Genomic DNA, 17,090 nt, shown 5'->3' on the forward strand with positions numbered 1-17,090 from the left:
TTTCGTATCTGGGCAAAACTGCTTTTAAGCCTCTCTGAACACACGCAGGGCATTGGCGTACAACTAGCTAACTTGCCCCATCATTTGGATTCAAGGATTTGGTTTGTTACCAGAGTTGGTCCAACAAGCGCCAATACTGCCATACGACTCTCTAAACAACATACAGGAGATATGCCATGAGTGGGCTTACTATTGAAAGTGCAAAGGGCGACCGCTCACAAAAAGAGTCCCCATTAACCAGAATCATATTCATCATTCTGGTTGTTGTGCTTGATGTTGGGGCGTTTTGGTTCATTCAGAATGCTTTGTCCAAGGGATTTACTCAGTTGGTGGTAATCATTGGCTTCATTACCGTCATGCTGAATCTGATCTTTCTGATCCCCAAAGCTTACCCCTTTCGTTGGATGGCCTTAGGATTGAGCTTCCTCATCCTCTTTACGATTTACCCGATGTTCTTCACCATTTACGTGGCCTTTACAAACTATGGTGACGGCCATTTGCTGACCAAAGAACAAGCGCTACCGCTCATCGAAAGGCAAGTGTTTTTGCCAGAAGAAGGAAAATCCTATTCCTGGACAGCCTTCCAGAATGACGCCGGCGATTATGCGCTGTGGCTTATTAACCCGGATGGCGAAACGTTTATCGGCCGGCCGGGCGAAGAAATAGTACCGGCCCAACCAGGCGATCCCGGCATCGGCGAAGCCGACAGCCGAGGTGTCCCTACTTCTTTGGAAGGATATCAACGCCTAAACCCACTCTTTGCCGCCACCGACTCAAACTTGCCCGGCATTAAGTTTGGGCTTGAAGGTGATCAGATTATCCAGATTCGTTCGCCAAGTGAAGCCGCCGAGCTGCAACCCCGGTTTTTGTTCGACCCGGAAACGGACACCGTCGTAGACCAATCCAACGGCGAAATCTATTACAACATCAATGGTACGTTCACATCGAGAACTGGCAAAACCATTACGCCAGGCTTTCGCACCTGGATTGGGCTGCAAAACTTTAAGGATTTACTTACCAGCCCGGCCTTACGCGGACCACTTGCCCGCATCATGGTCTGGAATTTTATCTTCCCCACCATCAGCGTCTTGTCCACATTTGCTCTGGGGTTGATGATTGCCATTCTGTTTAACGACCGAGATTTTCCACTCAAGAAAGTCATTCGTTCCTTTCTTTTGATCCCTTATACCATCCCCGGCTTGATCAGCATTATTATGTGGCGCGGTATGATGAACCCGGAATTTGGTGTGGTCAACCGTTTCCTGAACAGTTGGTTTGGTTGGGCGCCGTCCTGGACAACGGAAGCAATCTGGGCGCAAACAGCCATCCTGATCGTGAACTTATGGCTTGGCTATCCATATTTTATGCTCATTACCAGCGGTGCATTGCAGGCCATTCCCTCAGACATCTATGAAGCAGCGATGATAGATGGCGCCACCGGTTGGCAGCAGTTCCGCCGGATCACGCTGCCACTCCTATTGGTAGCTGTTGGTCCGTTGTTGATTGCCTCGTTTGTCTTTAACTTCAATAACTTCAATCTGATCTACCTGTTTATCCAGGGCGGTCCCCCCATTGCCGGCGCGACTACTCAGGCGGGGCATACCGATATTTTAATCAGCTACGTCTACAAACTGGCGTTTGAAAGCGGCGGCCGAGGCGTGCAGTACGGGTTGGCCTCAGCCATCTCCATTTTTGTTTTCTTCATCGTCGGGGCACTTACTCTGATGCAGTTCCGCTTCACCAATATGTGGGAGGAGGTTGGCGAAAATGTCTAGCGTCACTCAGACTTACCAAAATCTGCGTTCATCGCGACGGTTTCAGAAACGCATGGGTGTTGTAATCCGGCTCATTATCGCCGTCATTCTGATTTTCTTCTCCATCTTCCCGGTGTTGTGGATCGTTTCTGCCTCCTTCGACAATTCACAATCGTTGGCTACCCAGACGCTTATTCCGGCGAACGCTGGCCTGAATAATTACAAAGTTTTGTTTGGCGATCCTGATTATCAGTTTGGCGCGTTTCCGTATTGGACATGGGTGTGGAACTCGATAAAGATAGCTGGCATTACGACGATTCTTAGCATTTCTATCACTACGATGGCGGCCTATGCTTTCTCGCGCTTGCGTTTTTCCGGTCGCGTCACCATGCTGAAAGGAATTCTGTTGATTCAGGTGTTCCCAAACCTGCTGGCCTTGGTAGCCATTTACATTATCGTCTTCCAGATTGGGCAGATCGTGCCGGCATTTGGGCTGAATACCCATGCCGGGCTGATCCTGGTATATCTGGGTGGTTCGATGGGTTTGAATATCTGGTTGATGAAAGGCTTTCTGGACACGATCCCACGGGCCATTGACGAATCGGGCATGATGGATGGGGCGACGCACTTCCAAATTTTTTGGACGCTGCTGCTGCCACTGCTGCGCCCGATGCTGGTGGTTATCGGCATTTTGTCGTTCATCGGTACGTATGGCGATTTTATCCTGGCGCGTATTTTGCTCAACGACGTGAACAAATACACGTTGATGGTGGGGCTGCAAATCTTTACCGCCGGACAGTTCGATAAAAAATGGGGCGTCTTTGCCGCCGGGGCGTTGATTGGCGCGCTGCCGATTTTGATCACTTATCTGGCACTGCAAGACCAGATTGCCGGAGGGCTGACCTCTGGGGCTGTTAAGGAATAGCTTATGCGGCGCGTTTTGGCGCTCTTGACGTTGGTGGTGGGGACGGCCGTGTTGTTGCAACACGGCTGTCCTCTTATTGTTCAGGCCCAGCCCGCTGTGCAGACGAATCGTTTTCAGGACGTCAGCCGGGCGGCAGGGGTAGTGAACAATCGGGTTCCCAGCCTGGAGATGGCCGTTGGCCTGGCCTGGGGGGATTATGACAACGACGGCCGTCTCGATCTCTATGTCACCGACCCGGCCGGACCGAATACCCTGTACCGTAACAATGGTGACGGTACGTTTTCTGTGTCGCCACTGGCGGCTCAGGTGGCGCTGCCCAATGCCTACAGCAGCGGGGCAACGTTCGCCGACTTTGACAATGACGGCTGGCGTGATTTGTTGGTGGTCAATTGGGGCATCAACACACTCTTCCGCAACGAAGGCGGACAGCGCTTCGTGGAAATTACCCGGCAGGCGGGTCTGACGGATGACAAGAACAGCAAATCGGCTTCCTGGGGCGACTTTGATAACGATGGCCTGTTAGACTTGTACGTGGCAAATTGGTCCTGTTATCCGCAGTGCGGCCGTTCGATGGATGGCGACAGCGACCGATTTTACCGTAACAACGGCGACGGCACATTCGCCGACGTGTCCGATTACCTGGGCGGCAGTTTGAATGGGGCAGGTTTCATCGCCAGTTTTGTAGATTACGACAACGATGGCGACCTGGACATTTACCTGGTTAACGATGAGTTTATCAATCCCATTGGCAATAAATTATGGCGTAATGATGGGCCGGGCTGCAATGGCTGGTGTTTTAAGCAAGTAGCCTCCGAAGCCGGGGCTGATTCTAAACTGTTTGGCATGGGGCTGGCGACAGGCGATTACGACAATGATGGCGACGTGGATTTTTACTATTCCAACGTTGGCCCGATGGAACTGCTGCAAAACCAGGGGGATGGCACGTTTGTCGAGGTGGCGGCGGCGGCTGGCGTGCAAACGCCGGGAGATATTGGCTGGGGGGCCATATTTTTTGACTATAACAACGACGGCTGGCGCGATCTGTATTTAGCCGTCGCCGACACCACCAATCACCGGGACATTGCCGCCAACAAGCTGTTTGAGAATAATGCCGATGGCACGTTCACGGCCGTTTCCTGCCTAAACGCCGCGGCCGATGCCCGCCCCAGCCTGGCCGCCGCTTACGCCGATTTTAACCAGGATGGCTGGCCTGACCTGGTGGTGGGCAATATGGATGAAGGGTACAGGCTGTACCAAAATCAGGGCAGCTTCTATAGCCAGAATCATTGGCTGTCGCTAGAGATGATGGGCGCGGGCCACGTAAACCGCGACGCCGTAGGAACGCGGGTCTACCTGACGACGCCGGATGGCCTGACGCAAATGCAAGACGTGATGAACGGAACCGGGCTGGGTGGCGGCAGCGAGTTGGCGCTTACGTTTGGATTAGGCGAGGCAGAAAAGGCCGATTTGCGCGTCCGCTGGCCCGATGGAACCGAGCAAACCTTCACCAACGTCACCGCCAACCAGCGCTATCGCCTGGATTACCCGTTGGCCGGAGAAACGGCGCTGCAAATTCTGGCTCAAACGGCCGTCACCCCCACCCAAACAGCCCATTTTCTAAACCAACTAGACGGGTCAACCAACCTGCTGCTCGCCTTTGGCGCGGCCCTGGCCGGGTTGGGTGCGTGGGCTTTTGTGGCCGGTGGACAACGGCCGTGGCTGTCAGCCGCCCTGGGTGGTTTGGCCGCCGTCGGCCTTCTGGCGCTCGCCTCCGGCCACCTGGGGATGCCAGTGTGGCGGGCGCTGAGTGTTGACGGCCGTCTCCAACACCTCATGCAGCAAGCCGACGTCCAACCGCCCAACAATCCACCAGCCCCCACCGCCGAACTGGTGCAATTGGGCGAAGCCCTGTTCTGGGACCCCGAACTCAGCGGCAACCGCGATACCGCCTGCGTCACCTGCCACCACCCGCTGACGGCCACCGGCGATAATCTCTCGCTGCCCATTGGCACAGGGGGATTGGGATTGGGCGTGCAGCGCACCCAACTCGACGCAGAGCGGGAATTTGTGCCGCGTAATGCCCAACCCCTGTTCAATTTAGGCTATACCGAATGGACGACGCTGTTTTGGGACGGCCGTGTGTCCATCGACAGCTATCACGGCTTCGACAGCCCCGCCAGCGACCGCCTGCCCGACGGCCTGGACAACCTGCTGGCCGCCCAGGCCCTCTTCCCCCTCACCTCGCGGGACGAAATGCGCGGCCGGCGCGGCGACAAAGACATGTTTGGCGAGGTCAACGAACTGGCGCGGGTCTCCGATCACCTGGCCTGGCCCATTTGGAACGGGGTGATGGACCGGCTGTTGGCAATTCCCGCCTACGTAGACCTGTTCCAGGCCGCCTATCCCGACGCAGCCGGCGAATGGGGCATTCAGCATTATGCCAACGCCATCGCCGCCTATGAAACCGTCACCTTCACCTTTGAAGACAGCCCTTTCGACCGTTACCTGCAAGGCGACCTGGGCGCTCTCTCGGCGCAGGAAAAGCGGGGCGCGCTGTTGTTCTACGGCGAAGCGGGCTGCGCCAGCTGCCACTCTGGCGGCCTGCTGACCGACCAGCAGTTTCATAACCTGGCCGTGCCCCAAATTGGGCCGGGCAAAGGGCGCGAGCAGCCTTTTGATTTAGGCCGCGCCCGCGAAACGGGTAATGACTGCGACCGCTTCGCTTTTCGCACCCCGCCGCTGCGCAACGTGGCTGTTACCGGCCCCTGGATGCACAACGGCGCCTTCACCACGCTGGAGGAGACAGTGCGCCACCACCTGGAACCGGCGGCCAACCTGCAAGGGTATGACCCCACGCAGCTTGTGGCCGACCTGGTGGACACCTGCCAGGACCAGCCGACAGCGTTGGCGGCGATTTTGGCGACGGTCAGCCCTTCCGCCAGTGCTGGGGTGCAGCTTTCATCGCAGGAAATGGCCGATCTGCTGGCCTTCCTCCACGCGCTCACCTCGCCCGCCGCCCTGGACATGCAGCACACCATCCCCGCCGCCGTACCCAGCGGCCTCCCCGTCGGCGGCAATCTTCAGACGGAAAGCATTGAGGCCAATTAGCTAGAGCGAGAGCGAGAGCTAGAGCGAGAGTTTCTTCTTCCTCTCGCTCTAGCTCTCGCTCAGGAGAATCTATGAACTTACGAAATTTTGGTTGGTTGGTTGGTTGGTTATTGATTGGGCTGCTGGCGGGCTGCCAGAATGGGGAACCGGTGAGTGTGACTGAGGCAGCAACGGCCGTTGCCCAATCCAGCCCCGTCACCCACACACCCACAACTGAAGCGTCAACGGCCGTGCCACCAACGGCCGTGCCCGCCACGCCCGAACCCACCGCCACCCCCAATGTCATCGCCACCGCCCTGGCCCAAGACGCCGCCACCCGCGCCGCCGGCCCCACCCGGCCGCCCACGGCCACACCCAAACCCATCCCCACCCTCGACCCCACCGTAGACCGCTGGTGGAACGACGCCGTTTTTTACGAAGTCTTCGTCCGCAGCTTCCAAGACTCCGATGGCGACGGCGTGGGCGACATCAACGGCCTCATCGAACGACTGGACTACCTGCAAGAGCTAGGCGTCAACGCCCTCTGGCTGATGCCCATCATGGAATCGCCCAGCTATCACGGTTATGACGTGGTGGACTATTACGCCGTAGATCAAGAATACGGCACGGCCGACGATTTCCGCCGCCTTATGGAAGAAGCCCATGCCCGCGACATGCGCGTGGTGGTAGACCTGGTCCTCAACCACACCGGCCTGGACCATCCCTGGTTTGTCGCCGCCAACAGCGGCGATCCTGAATTCCGCGATTGGTACGTCTGGGAAGACCCAGCGCCCAACTATCTGGGGCCTTGGGGACAGCGCGTCTGGTACGCCGGAGAAGAGGAGTATTACTACGCCGTCTTCTGGTCTGGTATGCCCGACCTCAACCTGAGCAATCCTGACGTAACGGCCGAACTATATGAAATCACCCGCTTCTGGCTGGAAGATATGGGCGTAGATGGCTTCCGCATGGATGCCGTGCGCCACTTCATCGAAAACGGCGCAGCGCAAGAAAACACCCCGGATACCCATGCCTGGCTGCAAGCCTACCACGACTACTACAAAAACATAGACCCAGACGCCTTCACCGTGGGCGAAACCTGGACCGATACGCAGAACGCCGCCCGCTACGCCGTAGACGAAAATGATATTGCCTTCGATTTTGACCTGGCCGAAGCCTATGTGCGCGCCGCCGGCAGCCCGATCAGCGGCGATTTGTACCGGGTAGCCGAACTGGCCGACGCCAGTTGGCCGACCAACCAGTTTGGCGTCTTCCTGACCAACCACGACCAGAACCGGGTAATGAGCCTTCTGCGCGACCCGACCAAGGCCAAAATCGCCGCCGCCCTGCTGATGACATCGCCCGGCGTGCCCTTTTTGTATTACGGTGAGGAGATTGGCATGACCGGCACCAAGCCGGACGAGGATATTCGCCTGCCGATGCAGTGGAGCAGCGACGAGCCGAACGTGGGCTTTACCAGCGGCACGCCCTGGCGCGCCCCCGCCGCTGACTACCCGGAAGTAAGCGTGGCTTTGCAAGACGACGACCCCGATTCACTGCTGAACCATTACCGGGCGCTGATTGCCCTCCGCCTGGCGAATGAGGCGCTGCGGGAAGGGGAGTGGACGGCCGTTACCCCCAATTCCAACCGCCTCTACGCCTTCCTCCGCTACACGGACAATCAGGTGATCCTGGTGCTGTTTAACCTGAATCCCAACCCGGTGCAGGCCGAAGATTACAGCCTGGAACTGGCAGAAGGGCCGTTGAGCGGAGGGGTAACGGCCGTTTCCCTCTTCGGCCCAGAAGTAACCACCGCACCCACTATCAACGACGCGGGCGGCTTCACCGGCTATACTCCCCTGCTGGAAATCCCCGGCCAGAGCGTTACCATCATTCAGTTGTCGTCAGAGTGAGTGGGCTATAGATTTGTCCAATCTCAAAGATTGGACAAATCTGGTCCATACTGCGACACAGCTACACAACCATTCTTAATTCGTTCCTTTCCTAATCCGTTGTCGTCCTATGGCACACTCTATGAAAATCGCTTTCCGCATCGGTTCCCTCATTTTCATTCTCTTGCTTACCCTCCTGTTCGGCCAGTTGCGCCCAACCTTGGCGCAAATGGCCGTTATCCCCCAAGTCAAATTCACCACCGCCGACGCCTACCTGCTGGTGGAATTCCTGGACGACGACCTGGTGCATCTGGAAAGCGGCCTGGGCAGCGGCCCGGAAACGGGGCAGCCCATCGCCACCTCGCCAATGGTTGCCAAAACTGATTACGCCGGGCCAACGGAGTTTAACGACGACGGGCAGGGCACGCTGACAACGGCCGTTCTGCAACTCGCCGTAGACCCGCAAACCCTGTGCAGCACAGTGACAGATTTGGCGCAAGAGGAGCCGGTGGTGCTAACGGCCGTTTGTCCCACCGACCTCGACCAGCGCAAAAAAAGCCTCACCCTTGACCCCGCCGCCCTGCAAAACGCCTACGGCCTGGGCCAGGAATTCCGCGCCCCCGGCGAACCCAACGGCGATTGGGTCGGCAGCCAACGCACCCCCGGCATCGTCGGCAACGAAATGCAAGGCTTCAGCGGCGGCGCGGTGGGCAACACCCAGTTTCCCATTCTTTACGCCCTGGGTGAAGGCACAGACAACATCGCCCTCTTCGTGGATGTGGTCTACAAGCAAGAATGGGACTTCACCGCCGCGCCCTGGCGCATGACCACTTCAGCCGACCCGCTGCGCTGGTACATCCTCACCGGCCCTGATTTGCCCGATTTACGCGCCGACTACCTGGAACTCACCGGCCGCCCGCCCGTGCCGCCGCGCTCCCTCTTTGGCCTGTGGGTGTCCGAATATGGCTACGACGATTGGGCCGAACTGGACGACAAACGGCAAACACTGGACGCCAACCAGTTCCCCCAAGATGGCTTCGTCCTCGATTTACAATGGTTTGGCGGCATCCAGACCCCCAGCCAGATGGGTTCGCTCAGTTGGGACCTGGACAACTTCCCCGACCCGGCGGGCAAAATCGCCCAACTTCGCGCCGAAGAAGGGCTGGACATCATCGTCATCGAAGAATCCTACGTGGATCAGGGCCTCTCGAACTTTGGGCGGATGGCGAGCCAGCGTTATCTGGTGAAAGGCTGCGAGACGTGCGGTCCGGCTCTTTTGCCGGGCAAATGGTGGGGCAGCGGCGGCATGGTGGATTGGACCAACGAACCGGGCACGGCCGTCTGGCACGACGAAAACCGGCAGCATCTGGTAGACATCGGCGTCATCGGCCATTGGACCGACCTGGGCGAGCCGGAGATGTTTGCCCCTAACAGTTGGTACGCCGGGCTGCCAGGGCTAAATTTGCACGACCAGCCGGCCAATCACAATATTTACAATTTGCTGTGGGCCGAAAGCATCTACCAGGGTTATGAAAGGAATGGCGTGGCGCAACGGCCGTCTATCCTCTCCCGCTCCGGCACAACCGGCATCCAACGCTATGGCGCAACCATGTGGTCGGCCGACATTGGCGCCAATTTCCCCAGTTTAGCCACCCACATGAACGCCCAAATGCATATGTCGCTCTCCGGCATGGACTACTTCGGCTCCGACATTGGCGGGTTCCATCGCGGCAATATCAGCGGCGAAGCGCTGGACGAACTGTACACCGTCTGGTTCGCCAACAGCGCCTTGCTCGACGTACCGGTACGCCCGCACACGGAAAACCTGTGCAACTGCAAAGAGACCGCCCCCGACCGCATCGGCGATCTGGACAGCAATTTAGCCAACATTCGCCTGCGCTACAGCTTATCGCCCTATCTCTATTCGCTGGCCCACCGCGCTTATCTGACAGGTGAACCGGTTGTGCCGCCGCTGCTCTTTTACTTTCAGGCGGATACCAATACGCGGCCGTTGGGCGACCATAAGCTGTTAGGCGATGCTTTGTTGGTAAGGACAGTGACCGCGGCGGGGATAACGGCCGTTCCCGTCTACCTGCCCGCCGGTCAATGGGTGGATTTCCACACTGGCGAATGGATCAACAGCACGGGCCAATGGCTGGAAGATGTGCCTACAACTGAGAACGATTTGTTCCGCCTGCCGCTTTACGTCCGCGCCGGGGCCATCATCCCGCGCCTGGCTGTAGACGAGCAAACGATGAACCTGGCCGGGCTGCGCCGCGATGGCTCCACCCGCGACGAACTTATCGTGCAAATTGTGCCCGCGCCGGAAGCCAGCACGTTTACCTTGTACGAGGATGACGGCCGTACCATCGCCTATCAGTCCGGTACAGTCCGCACCACCGAACTCAGCCAGCAGTGGGCAGACGCAGCCATCACCGTCACCATCGCCGCCGCCGCGGGTGCATATGACGGCGCGATGGAAGCGCGCAGCAATATGCTGGAAATTGCCCTGAACGATGAGCAGGTGACGGACGTTTTGCTGAATGGCGCGGCGCTGCCCGCCTTGACCACGTTAGCCGAGTATGACGCGGCCGAGAGTGGCTGGTATCGGGGGGAAACGGCCGTATACGCCAAATCGGGCGTGCAGCCAGTTGATGTGGAGAAGGCATTTATGGTGCAGTTGGCGCAAGTGGCGGCTGTGGTGGAAGAGGAAGCGACCATGCCGGAAGTAGATGTGGCCGCTGAAACGGCCGTATCCCCAAAAGCGCCATCTGTCCCTGCCACTGACACTGACACTGGTTCAGCAACAAATTTTCTGTGGATCGGCTTGATAGCGGTTTTGCTGGCAATCGGCGGGATCATCGTCTGGTGGCAGGTCAAAGTGGCGCAGAAGCCGTGAGACAAACCATGACCCTCAACTGACGACCGTTGCCAGGGCAACTGCAACGCCTTATATTGTTTGCAGAGCGTTTTACGCAAAAAAGGAGCAAAGTATGTTGATGCAAATTCCCGCCACGCAGGCGGCTAATGAATTATCTAAACACTCAACGAAGCGGCGCAAGGACATGAGATTGTGATTGTTCGTGATGATGGTTCGGCATTTAAACTTGTTGCCTTGCCGCAACCCCCAAACCGACCTTTGGCAGCGCCAGGGGTTTGGTGTCCATTGGCCCCAATTTTGACCAATCCATTGTCATTCTGAGCGGAGTCTTCTACCCTGAGCGAAGCCGAATGGGGAAGAATCCCAATGTGTCAGCCGCAAGGGGATTCTTCCTCGAAGACTCGTCAGAATGACAGCCCTTCCAACAAACTCTTGACCATTACTCTTGACCATTACTCTTGACCATTACTCTTGACCATTACACAAAACACTGGGTTTCAAGTCAAACTGAGTGTAAAACCCAACTAACCAACAAACCATGAACGAAACAATCTTCGGCACTCTGTCCACCACCAAACGAAAAATTAAGTACATCCGCCAGCAAACGGCTGGCGTCCGCCACCTGAACCGGCTGACGCCGCAAGCGCCAACCGCGAGCGATGCGCCCATCATCACCGTCACCACGGCCGTTCCCCAACATATCACCCACGTCGAATGCCTGCTGTTGGAACCGGCAACGGCCGTTCTCCCTCTCCAGCGCGTCGCCATCGAATGGGACATTCTCAACTGGACCTACCGCGCCACCTGGCAGGCGGCGCTGCCGGCTCAACCAGACGGCACGCTGGTGCGTTACCAGATTCGCGCCATGCCCGCCAGCGGCGGTGCGCCCATCCTGGCCGACAGCGGCATGACCTTCTCCTATGTGGTCGGCGCATGGCCGACGCCGCCATGGGCCAGAGAAGCCATCGTCTACCAGATATTTCCCGACCGTTTTGCGCCGGGCAGCGGCCGTGCCTGGAACGCCATCACCCACCTCAGCGACATCTACGGCGGCACGCTGCGCGGCATCATCGAAAAGCTGGATTACATCGCCGATATGGGCTTTAACTGCCTCTGGCTGAACCCGTTTTTTCCCGACAAAACCCATCATGGCTACCACGCCACCGACCATTTCAGCGTCAATCCGCGCCTGGGCACGCTGGCCGACATGCAAGAACTGGTACGCGAAGCCCACGCCCGCGGCATCCGCCTGCTGCTGGATTTTGTGGGCAACCACGTCGGCAGCGGCCACGCCCATTTTCAAGATGCTTTGGCCCGCCGCGACAGCCCGTACCACGATTGGTTCCTCTGGGAAGAGTGGCCGGAGCGGTACGTGGCCTATTTCCACGTGCCCGACTTGCCCGAACTAAACACGCAAAATACGGCCGTGCGCCAATACATGTTCGACAGCGTGCGCTACTGGCTGGGCGAAATCGGTTTTGATGGCCTGCGCATTGATTATACCCTGGGGCCATCCCACGACTTTTGGACGGAACTGCGCCAGGCAGTGCAGGCGCTGAAGCCAGACGCCTGGGTGTTTGGCGAGACGGTGGATACGCCAACGGTGCAGATGTTGTATGACGGCCGTTTCCATGGCTGTCTCGATTTCCTCCTGGCGCAACACCTGCGCGACGCCTTTGCCTTCAACACCCTGGACATGGCCGCCTTCGATGCCTTCCTGCACCTGCATGAGCAGTTCTTCCCGGCCAACTTCAGCCGCCCCAGCTTCCTGGACAACCACGACATGAACCGTTTCCTGCTGATAGCCGGTAACGACAAACGTAAACTCAAGCTGGCCGCTCTCTGCCAGTTTACTTTGGCCGGGCCACCGGTGGTCTACAATGGCACAGAAGTTGGCGTCCATCAGGAACGTTTTATCCACGATCCCGACAGTCACGGTATGGAAGAATGTCGCCAGCCCATGCTCTGGGGCGATGAGCAGGACGCCGACCTGCGCCAATATTTTCACCAGTTAGCCCAACTGCGGCGCGAACACCCCGCCGTCTGGCAAGGAAAACGCCAAACCGTCTATCTGGACGCCGCCCACGGCGCGTATGCCTACACCGTCAGCAGCGACGAAGAAATCATCCTGGTCGCTTTTAATCTCAGCGAACAGGCGCAGACGCTCTCTATTCAATTGACGGAATTGGGGCTGACAAAAGAAGTAACTCTCGCTCCCTGGTCGGGCGACTGGACGGCCGTTTCTCGCCCGCACACACTTCCCCGTATTCAAAATCTCTAGTACAGTTGTCTAGAAATCAGGACCAGGTTTGTAGGGACTGGCCTTGTGCCAGCCCCAGAGGGCGACCACAAGGGTCGCCCTTACAAACTGTCGGCTTATTTCTGCCATTGTGTACCAGGAGACTTGCCTGGCTCGTCGAGACAATTTGCAAAATAATCAAGACAATTTGCAAAATTATCAAGACAATTTCCGAAATAATCAAGACAATTTTGCAACTATTCACCACGAGGCGCGGGGAGAATATGATCAAAGATTACGCCGATTACGCGGCTTTTTTAATCTGTGAAATCGGTGAAATCTTTGACAACCCTTTCTGGTTCTGGCTTGTTCAGGGCAGGAAACGCGAAAATACTATAAATGATGCTCTAAATGCGCCCAGAACCCACCGACGACGGTGGGCATCACGCCCTTGCGCGCGCCAAACATCAGCTTTTGGCCGACCGGGTTGATGGGGTAGGCTTCGATGGCGACGCTGCTTTGTCCGTTGGCGTCTGTGCCGATGCCAATCAAAATTTCGCTGCGGTCGCCCAAGACTTTACCGTGAATGGTTTTGTTGAATTGGCCTTTGATAGCGCCACTGCTTTTATTCTCGCTCAATACCTTGCCTTCTAATCCGGCGATGGCTTTGCGGGCGGCCTGGTAGGTTTTGTCGGTGGGTTGTTGGTAGGTGCGTGTTTCTTTGACTGTATATGGCATGGGAGTCTCCTGGAAATTGATTACAAAGGAACAAAAGGGGACGTAAGGGTCAAAGGATGCGGATGTGGGTTCAGGCAACGGCCGTTCTATCTTCCAGCACCACCTGCGGCAACAAACTGTCTACGAGCTGGCGTGTGCCGACGGCCGTGCCCGGCATACTGGCCGTCGCCGCGCCGCAGGCGATGCCCCAACGCAGCGCCTCGGCCACAGAATGCCCCTGACTGAGCGCGTACACCAGCCCGCCGACCATCGAATCACCCGCGCCGATGGGGTTGCGCTCTTGAATGGTTGGGCTGATGGCGCGCCAGACAGAACGGCCGTCTACCAACAGCGCCCCTGCTTTGCCCAAAGAAACGACCACATTGTCTACCCCGTTGGCCTGCATCGCCTGGGCGGCGGCGGCAATCTCGGCGGGATTGTTGACAGGAAGCCCGGTGAGTTGGTGGGCTTCGACATCGTTGGGTTTGGCCAGGAACGGCCGTGCCGCGCAGCCCAGCCCCAGCGCTTCGCCGCTGGTGTCCAGAATCACCCGGCCGCCGACGGCCTGAATGTCTGCAATGAGATGGGCGTAGACGGCCGTTGTCACCCCTGGCGGCAGGCTGCCCGCCAGCACCCACCAATCACCCGGCCGCGCCAGTAAACCTACTTTGCGTCGCAGTTCGGCCAGCTCTTCCGCCGAGATGGTGGGGCCGGGTTCGTTGGCTTTGACGTAATGGGTCGCCGGTTCGGTGACGATGCTGACGTTGGTGCGCGTTTCGCCGCCGACCCAGACAAAATCAGTGCAAATGCCCAATCCTTCCAGGCCATCTCGCAGCAGTTCGCCGCTTTTGCCCCCGGCAAAACCAACGGCCGTACTGTCTGCGCCCAACGATTTGAGCATTCGCGAAACGTTAAAGCCCTTGCCGCCAAAGTCCAGGCGCGTCACGCCGGCGCGCAGCACAGCATCGAAGACAATTTGCGGCACAACCATCTCTTTATCAACGGCCGGGTTTAGAGTAACTGTGTAAATCATTTTTCTGTCACTTGTTTTGAAGAGCGAGAGTGGAGAAATATCTCTTTTTTCGGCATGGTTCATCGAGCAAAATATCATCTTTACAAATTTACGCGGCATTGTCATGCTGAACGGAGTCTTCGGAGTGAAGCATCCCGCTCCCGCCAGAGGAGGGGGATGCTTCGGGGGACCTCAGCATGACCCCTCTTCTTGTTAAATTTGTAAAGCACCTTTAGCTTTAAATGAACCATGCCCTTTTTTCTTCCTCTCGCTCTAGCAGCCTGTCGGAAAAGTAAAAATTGATACACGGATTTAACGGATTTTCTGTATCTTCTCAATAACTTGGGGTGGATCGGGCCGGTCTCTGACTGTGCCCGCTGGTGGCCGCACGGCCGTTCTCACAAAGTTCAGCCCTGACCCTGGCAACAATGAAGAGAGCGACGGCCGTTCCTGAAACGCCCGCAGCGCTGCCATCATCACCGCCACCCATTATACTTCTCGCCGGTCTCTGACATTTAGGCAAGACCTGTTATAATCAAAAAACAGAGATAAATTATAAAAAATAGGCGCACCATGAAAACACCCCAACAAATTGACCTGGCGCTGGAGCGAATACTGCCTCGCGTCACCAAACCCGGCCGTTACACGGGCGGCGAATACAACCAGATCAGCAAAGATTGGGCCGAGATTGATTACAAAGTCGTCCTGGCCTTCCCCGATATTTACGACCTGGGCATGTCCAACCTGGGCTTGATGATCTTCTACGACATCATCAACAAACACCGCAATCTGCTGGCCGAGCGCGTTTATTCTCCCTGGACCGACATGGAAGCCCTGATGCGCCAACGCGGCGTGCCGCTCTACGCTCTGGAAAGCAAACACGCCATCCGCGACTTCGACATGCTGGCGATTACCCTGCCCTATGAGCAGTTGTTCACCAACGCCCTCAACATGTTAGACCTGGCCGGGATGCCCATCCGCAGCGAAGAACGCGATGCCAGCTTCCCGCTGGTGATTGCCGGCGGCCACGCCTGTTACAACCCGGAACCGATGGCCCCCTTCATAGACGTGTTTGTCATTGGCGAAGGCGAAGAGGCCATTCTGAAAATCATCGGCGTGATGCGCGCTGCCCGCCACCTGGACCGCGAGACCCAACTGCGTTACGTGGCGCAAATTGAAGGCTGCTACGTGCCCCGTTTTTATGACGTGGCCTACCACGCCAACGGCGCGGTGCAGGCCATTACGCCCAACGTGCCCGAAGCGCCGCCCAAAGTGCTGAAAACTATCGTGCCGGTGCTGCCGCCGCCGGTGACCAATTTCATCATCCCCTTTGTGGAACTGGTCCACAACCGCGCCCCCATCGAAATTATGCGCGGCTGCACGCGCGGCTGCCGCTTCTGCCACGCCGGCATGGTCACACGCCCGGTGCGCGAACGGCCGGTAGCCGAAATTTTGCAGGCAATGGAAGACATCCTGGAATCCACCGGCTACGAAGAAATCGCCCTGCTGTCCCTCTCCTCCAGCGACTATACCCACGTGCTGGAACTGTCGGAGGAGATCGGTCGGCGCTATGGGCAGATGGGCCTGACGATTTCGCTGCCCTCGCTGCGCATTGAGACCGTCTCCACGCAGCTCATGGACAACCTGGGTGATAACCGGCGCGGCGGTTTTACGTTGGCCCCGGAAGCGGCCACCGAAAAGATGCGCAATACCATCAACAAATACGTCGCCCACGCCGACCTGCTGGAGACAGCCCGCGAAATCTACCGGCGTGACTGGCGTACCATCAAACTCTACTTCATGATCGGCCATCCGATGGAGGAGCTAGAGGATGTGCAGGCGATCATTGACCTGTCTAAAGCGGTGCTGGCTGAGGGGCGGCGCTTCCACGGCAACAAGGCCAGCGTCAACGTCGGCGTCAGCACCTTTATCCCCAAGCCCCACACCCCTTTTCAGTGGGAACCGATGGATGACACGGACAAAATCTACGAAAAGTTGAACCTGCTCAAGAGCCAGATACGTGGCAACGGCCTGCGCCTGCGTTGGAACAATCCGCGTGAATCGTTGTTTGAGGGCTTTCTTTCGCGTGGCGACCGGCGGGTGGCCGAAGTGGTGGCCCGCGCCTGGCAGAATGGGGCCAAATTTGACGCCTGGGGTGAGCATTTTAAGGAGGCCACCTGGCTGGAAGCGTTTGCCGCCGAGGGGTTGGATCCCTATTTCTTTACCCATCGCCAACGGGCGATTGACGAATTTTTCCCCTGGGAGCATATTGATATTGCCGTGACGAAAAAGTTCCTGACGCAAGATTATTGGCTGAGTCAGGCGCAGGAGACGCGGGTGGACTGCCGTAACCACTGCTTTGCTTGCGGCATTTTGCCCAAGTTGAAGGAGTTAAGGCGAGAAACGGCCGTAGATGCCTGGGAATGCCCGCCTGTGCCAGCACGGAAACAGCACCTCCCGCTGCCAGAGAAAATTCTGACGGTGGACAGCATCCCGCTCAGGATTTTGTAAGGATTCCGTAATCCGTAATCCGTGTTCCGTATTTTGTGGGTGCTGCCTCTGGCAAATGCCAGGCGCAGACGC

General features: G+C 57.5%; 9 protein-coding genes. 7 read left to right on the forward strand and 2 right to left on the reverse strand.

Going from position 1 to position 17,090, the window contains the following annotated elements:
- Nucleotides 1-176: 176 nt before the first annotated feature.
- The 6 genes from IPM39_13340 (at nt 177) to IPM39_13365 (ending at nt 12,820) form a co-directional block, all read left to right on the forward strand.
- Entirely contained in the window at nt 177-1,775 is a 1,599-nt protein-coding gene (locus tag IPM39_13340; protein MBK8987039.1) for an ABC transporter permease subunit, read from the forward strand.
- Nucleotides 1,768-2,679, forward strand: a complete 912-nt coding sequence (locus IPM39_13345) for a sugar ABC transporter permease (GenBank protein ID MBK8987040.1) — start codon at nt 1,768-1,770, stop codon at nt 2,677-2,679. Before IPM39_13340 ends, IPM39_13345 begins: the two co-directional genes overlap by 8 nt.
- 3 nt (nt 2,680-2,682) lie before the next feature.
- Nucleotides 2,683-5,787, forward strand: a complete 3,105-nt coding sequence (locus IPM39_13350; GenBank protein ID MBK8987041.1) for a VCBS repeat-containing protein — start codon at nt 2,683-2,685, stop codon at nt 5,785-5,787.
- 71 nt (nt 5,788-5,858) lie between these two features.
- Nucleotides 5,859-7,679: an alpha-amylase gene (locus IPM39_13355; GenBank protein MBK8987042.1), complete on the forward strand. Its 1,821-nt coding sequence runs from the start codon at nt 5,859-5,861 to the stop codon at nt 7,677-7,679.
- 121 nt (nt 7,680-7,800) lie between these two features.
- Nucleotides 7,801-10,557, forward strand: a complete 2,757-nt coding sequence (locus IPM39_13360; GenBank protein ID MBK8987043.1) for a DUF5110 domain-containing protein — start codon at nt 7,801-7,803, stop codon at nt 10,555-10,557.
- A 520-nt stretch (nt 10,558-11,077) separates the two neighbouring features.
- Nucleotides 11,078-12,820 (forward strand): alpha-amylase, encoded by a 1,743-nt coding sequence (locus IPM39_13365; GenBank protein ID MBK8987044.1) that lies wholly within the window; start codon nt 11,078-11,080, stop codon nt 12,818-12,820.
- 351 nt (nt 12,821-13,171) lie between these two features.
- Here IPM39_13365 and IPM39_13370 read toward each other — a convergent pair whose 3' ends face one another.
- Nucleotides 13,172-13,516, reverse strand: a complete 345-nt coding sequence (locus IPM39_13370) for a hypothetical protein (protein MBK8987045.1) — start codon at nt 13,514-13,516, stop codon at nt 13,172-13,174.
- A gap of 70 nt (nt 13,517-13,586) precedes the next feature.
- Nucleotides 13,587-14,528 carry a 1-phosphofructokinase gene (gene pfkB, locus IPM39_13375; protein ID MBK8987046.1) on the reverse strand — a complete coding sequence of 314 codons (942 nt, stop codon included), beginning with the start codon at nt 14,526-14,528 and terminating at the stop codon, nt 13,587-13,589.
- A gap of 552 nt (nt 14,529-15,080) precedes the next feature.
- On the opposite strand from pfkB, the gene IPM39_13380 reads away from it, so the two are divergent.
- Nucleotides 15,081-17,018 (forward strand): TIGR03960 family B12-binding radical SAM protein, encoded by a 1,938-nt coding sequence (locus IPM39_13380; protein MBK8987047.1) that lies wholly within the window; start codon nt 15,081-15,083, stop codon nt 17,016-17,018.
- The last annotated feature ends 72 nt before the right edge of the window (nt 17,019-17,090 follow it).

Origin of the sequence: Candidatus Leptovillus gracilis, from assembly GCA_016716065.1 — a bacterium.
GTDB classification, from domain to species: Bacteria; Chloroflexota; Anaerolineae; order Promineifilales; family Promineifilaceae; genus Leptovillus; species Leptovillus gracilis.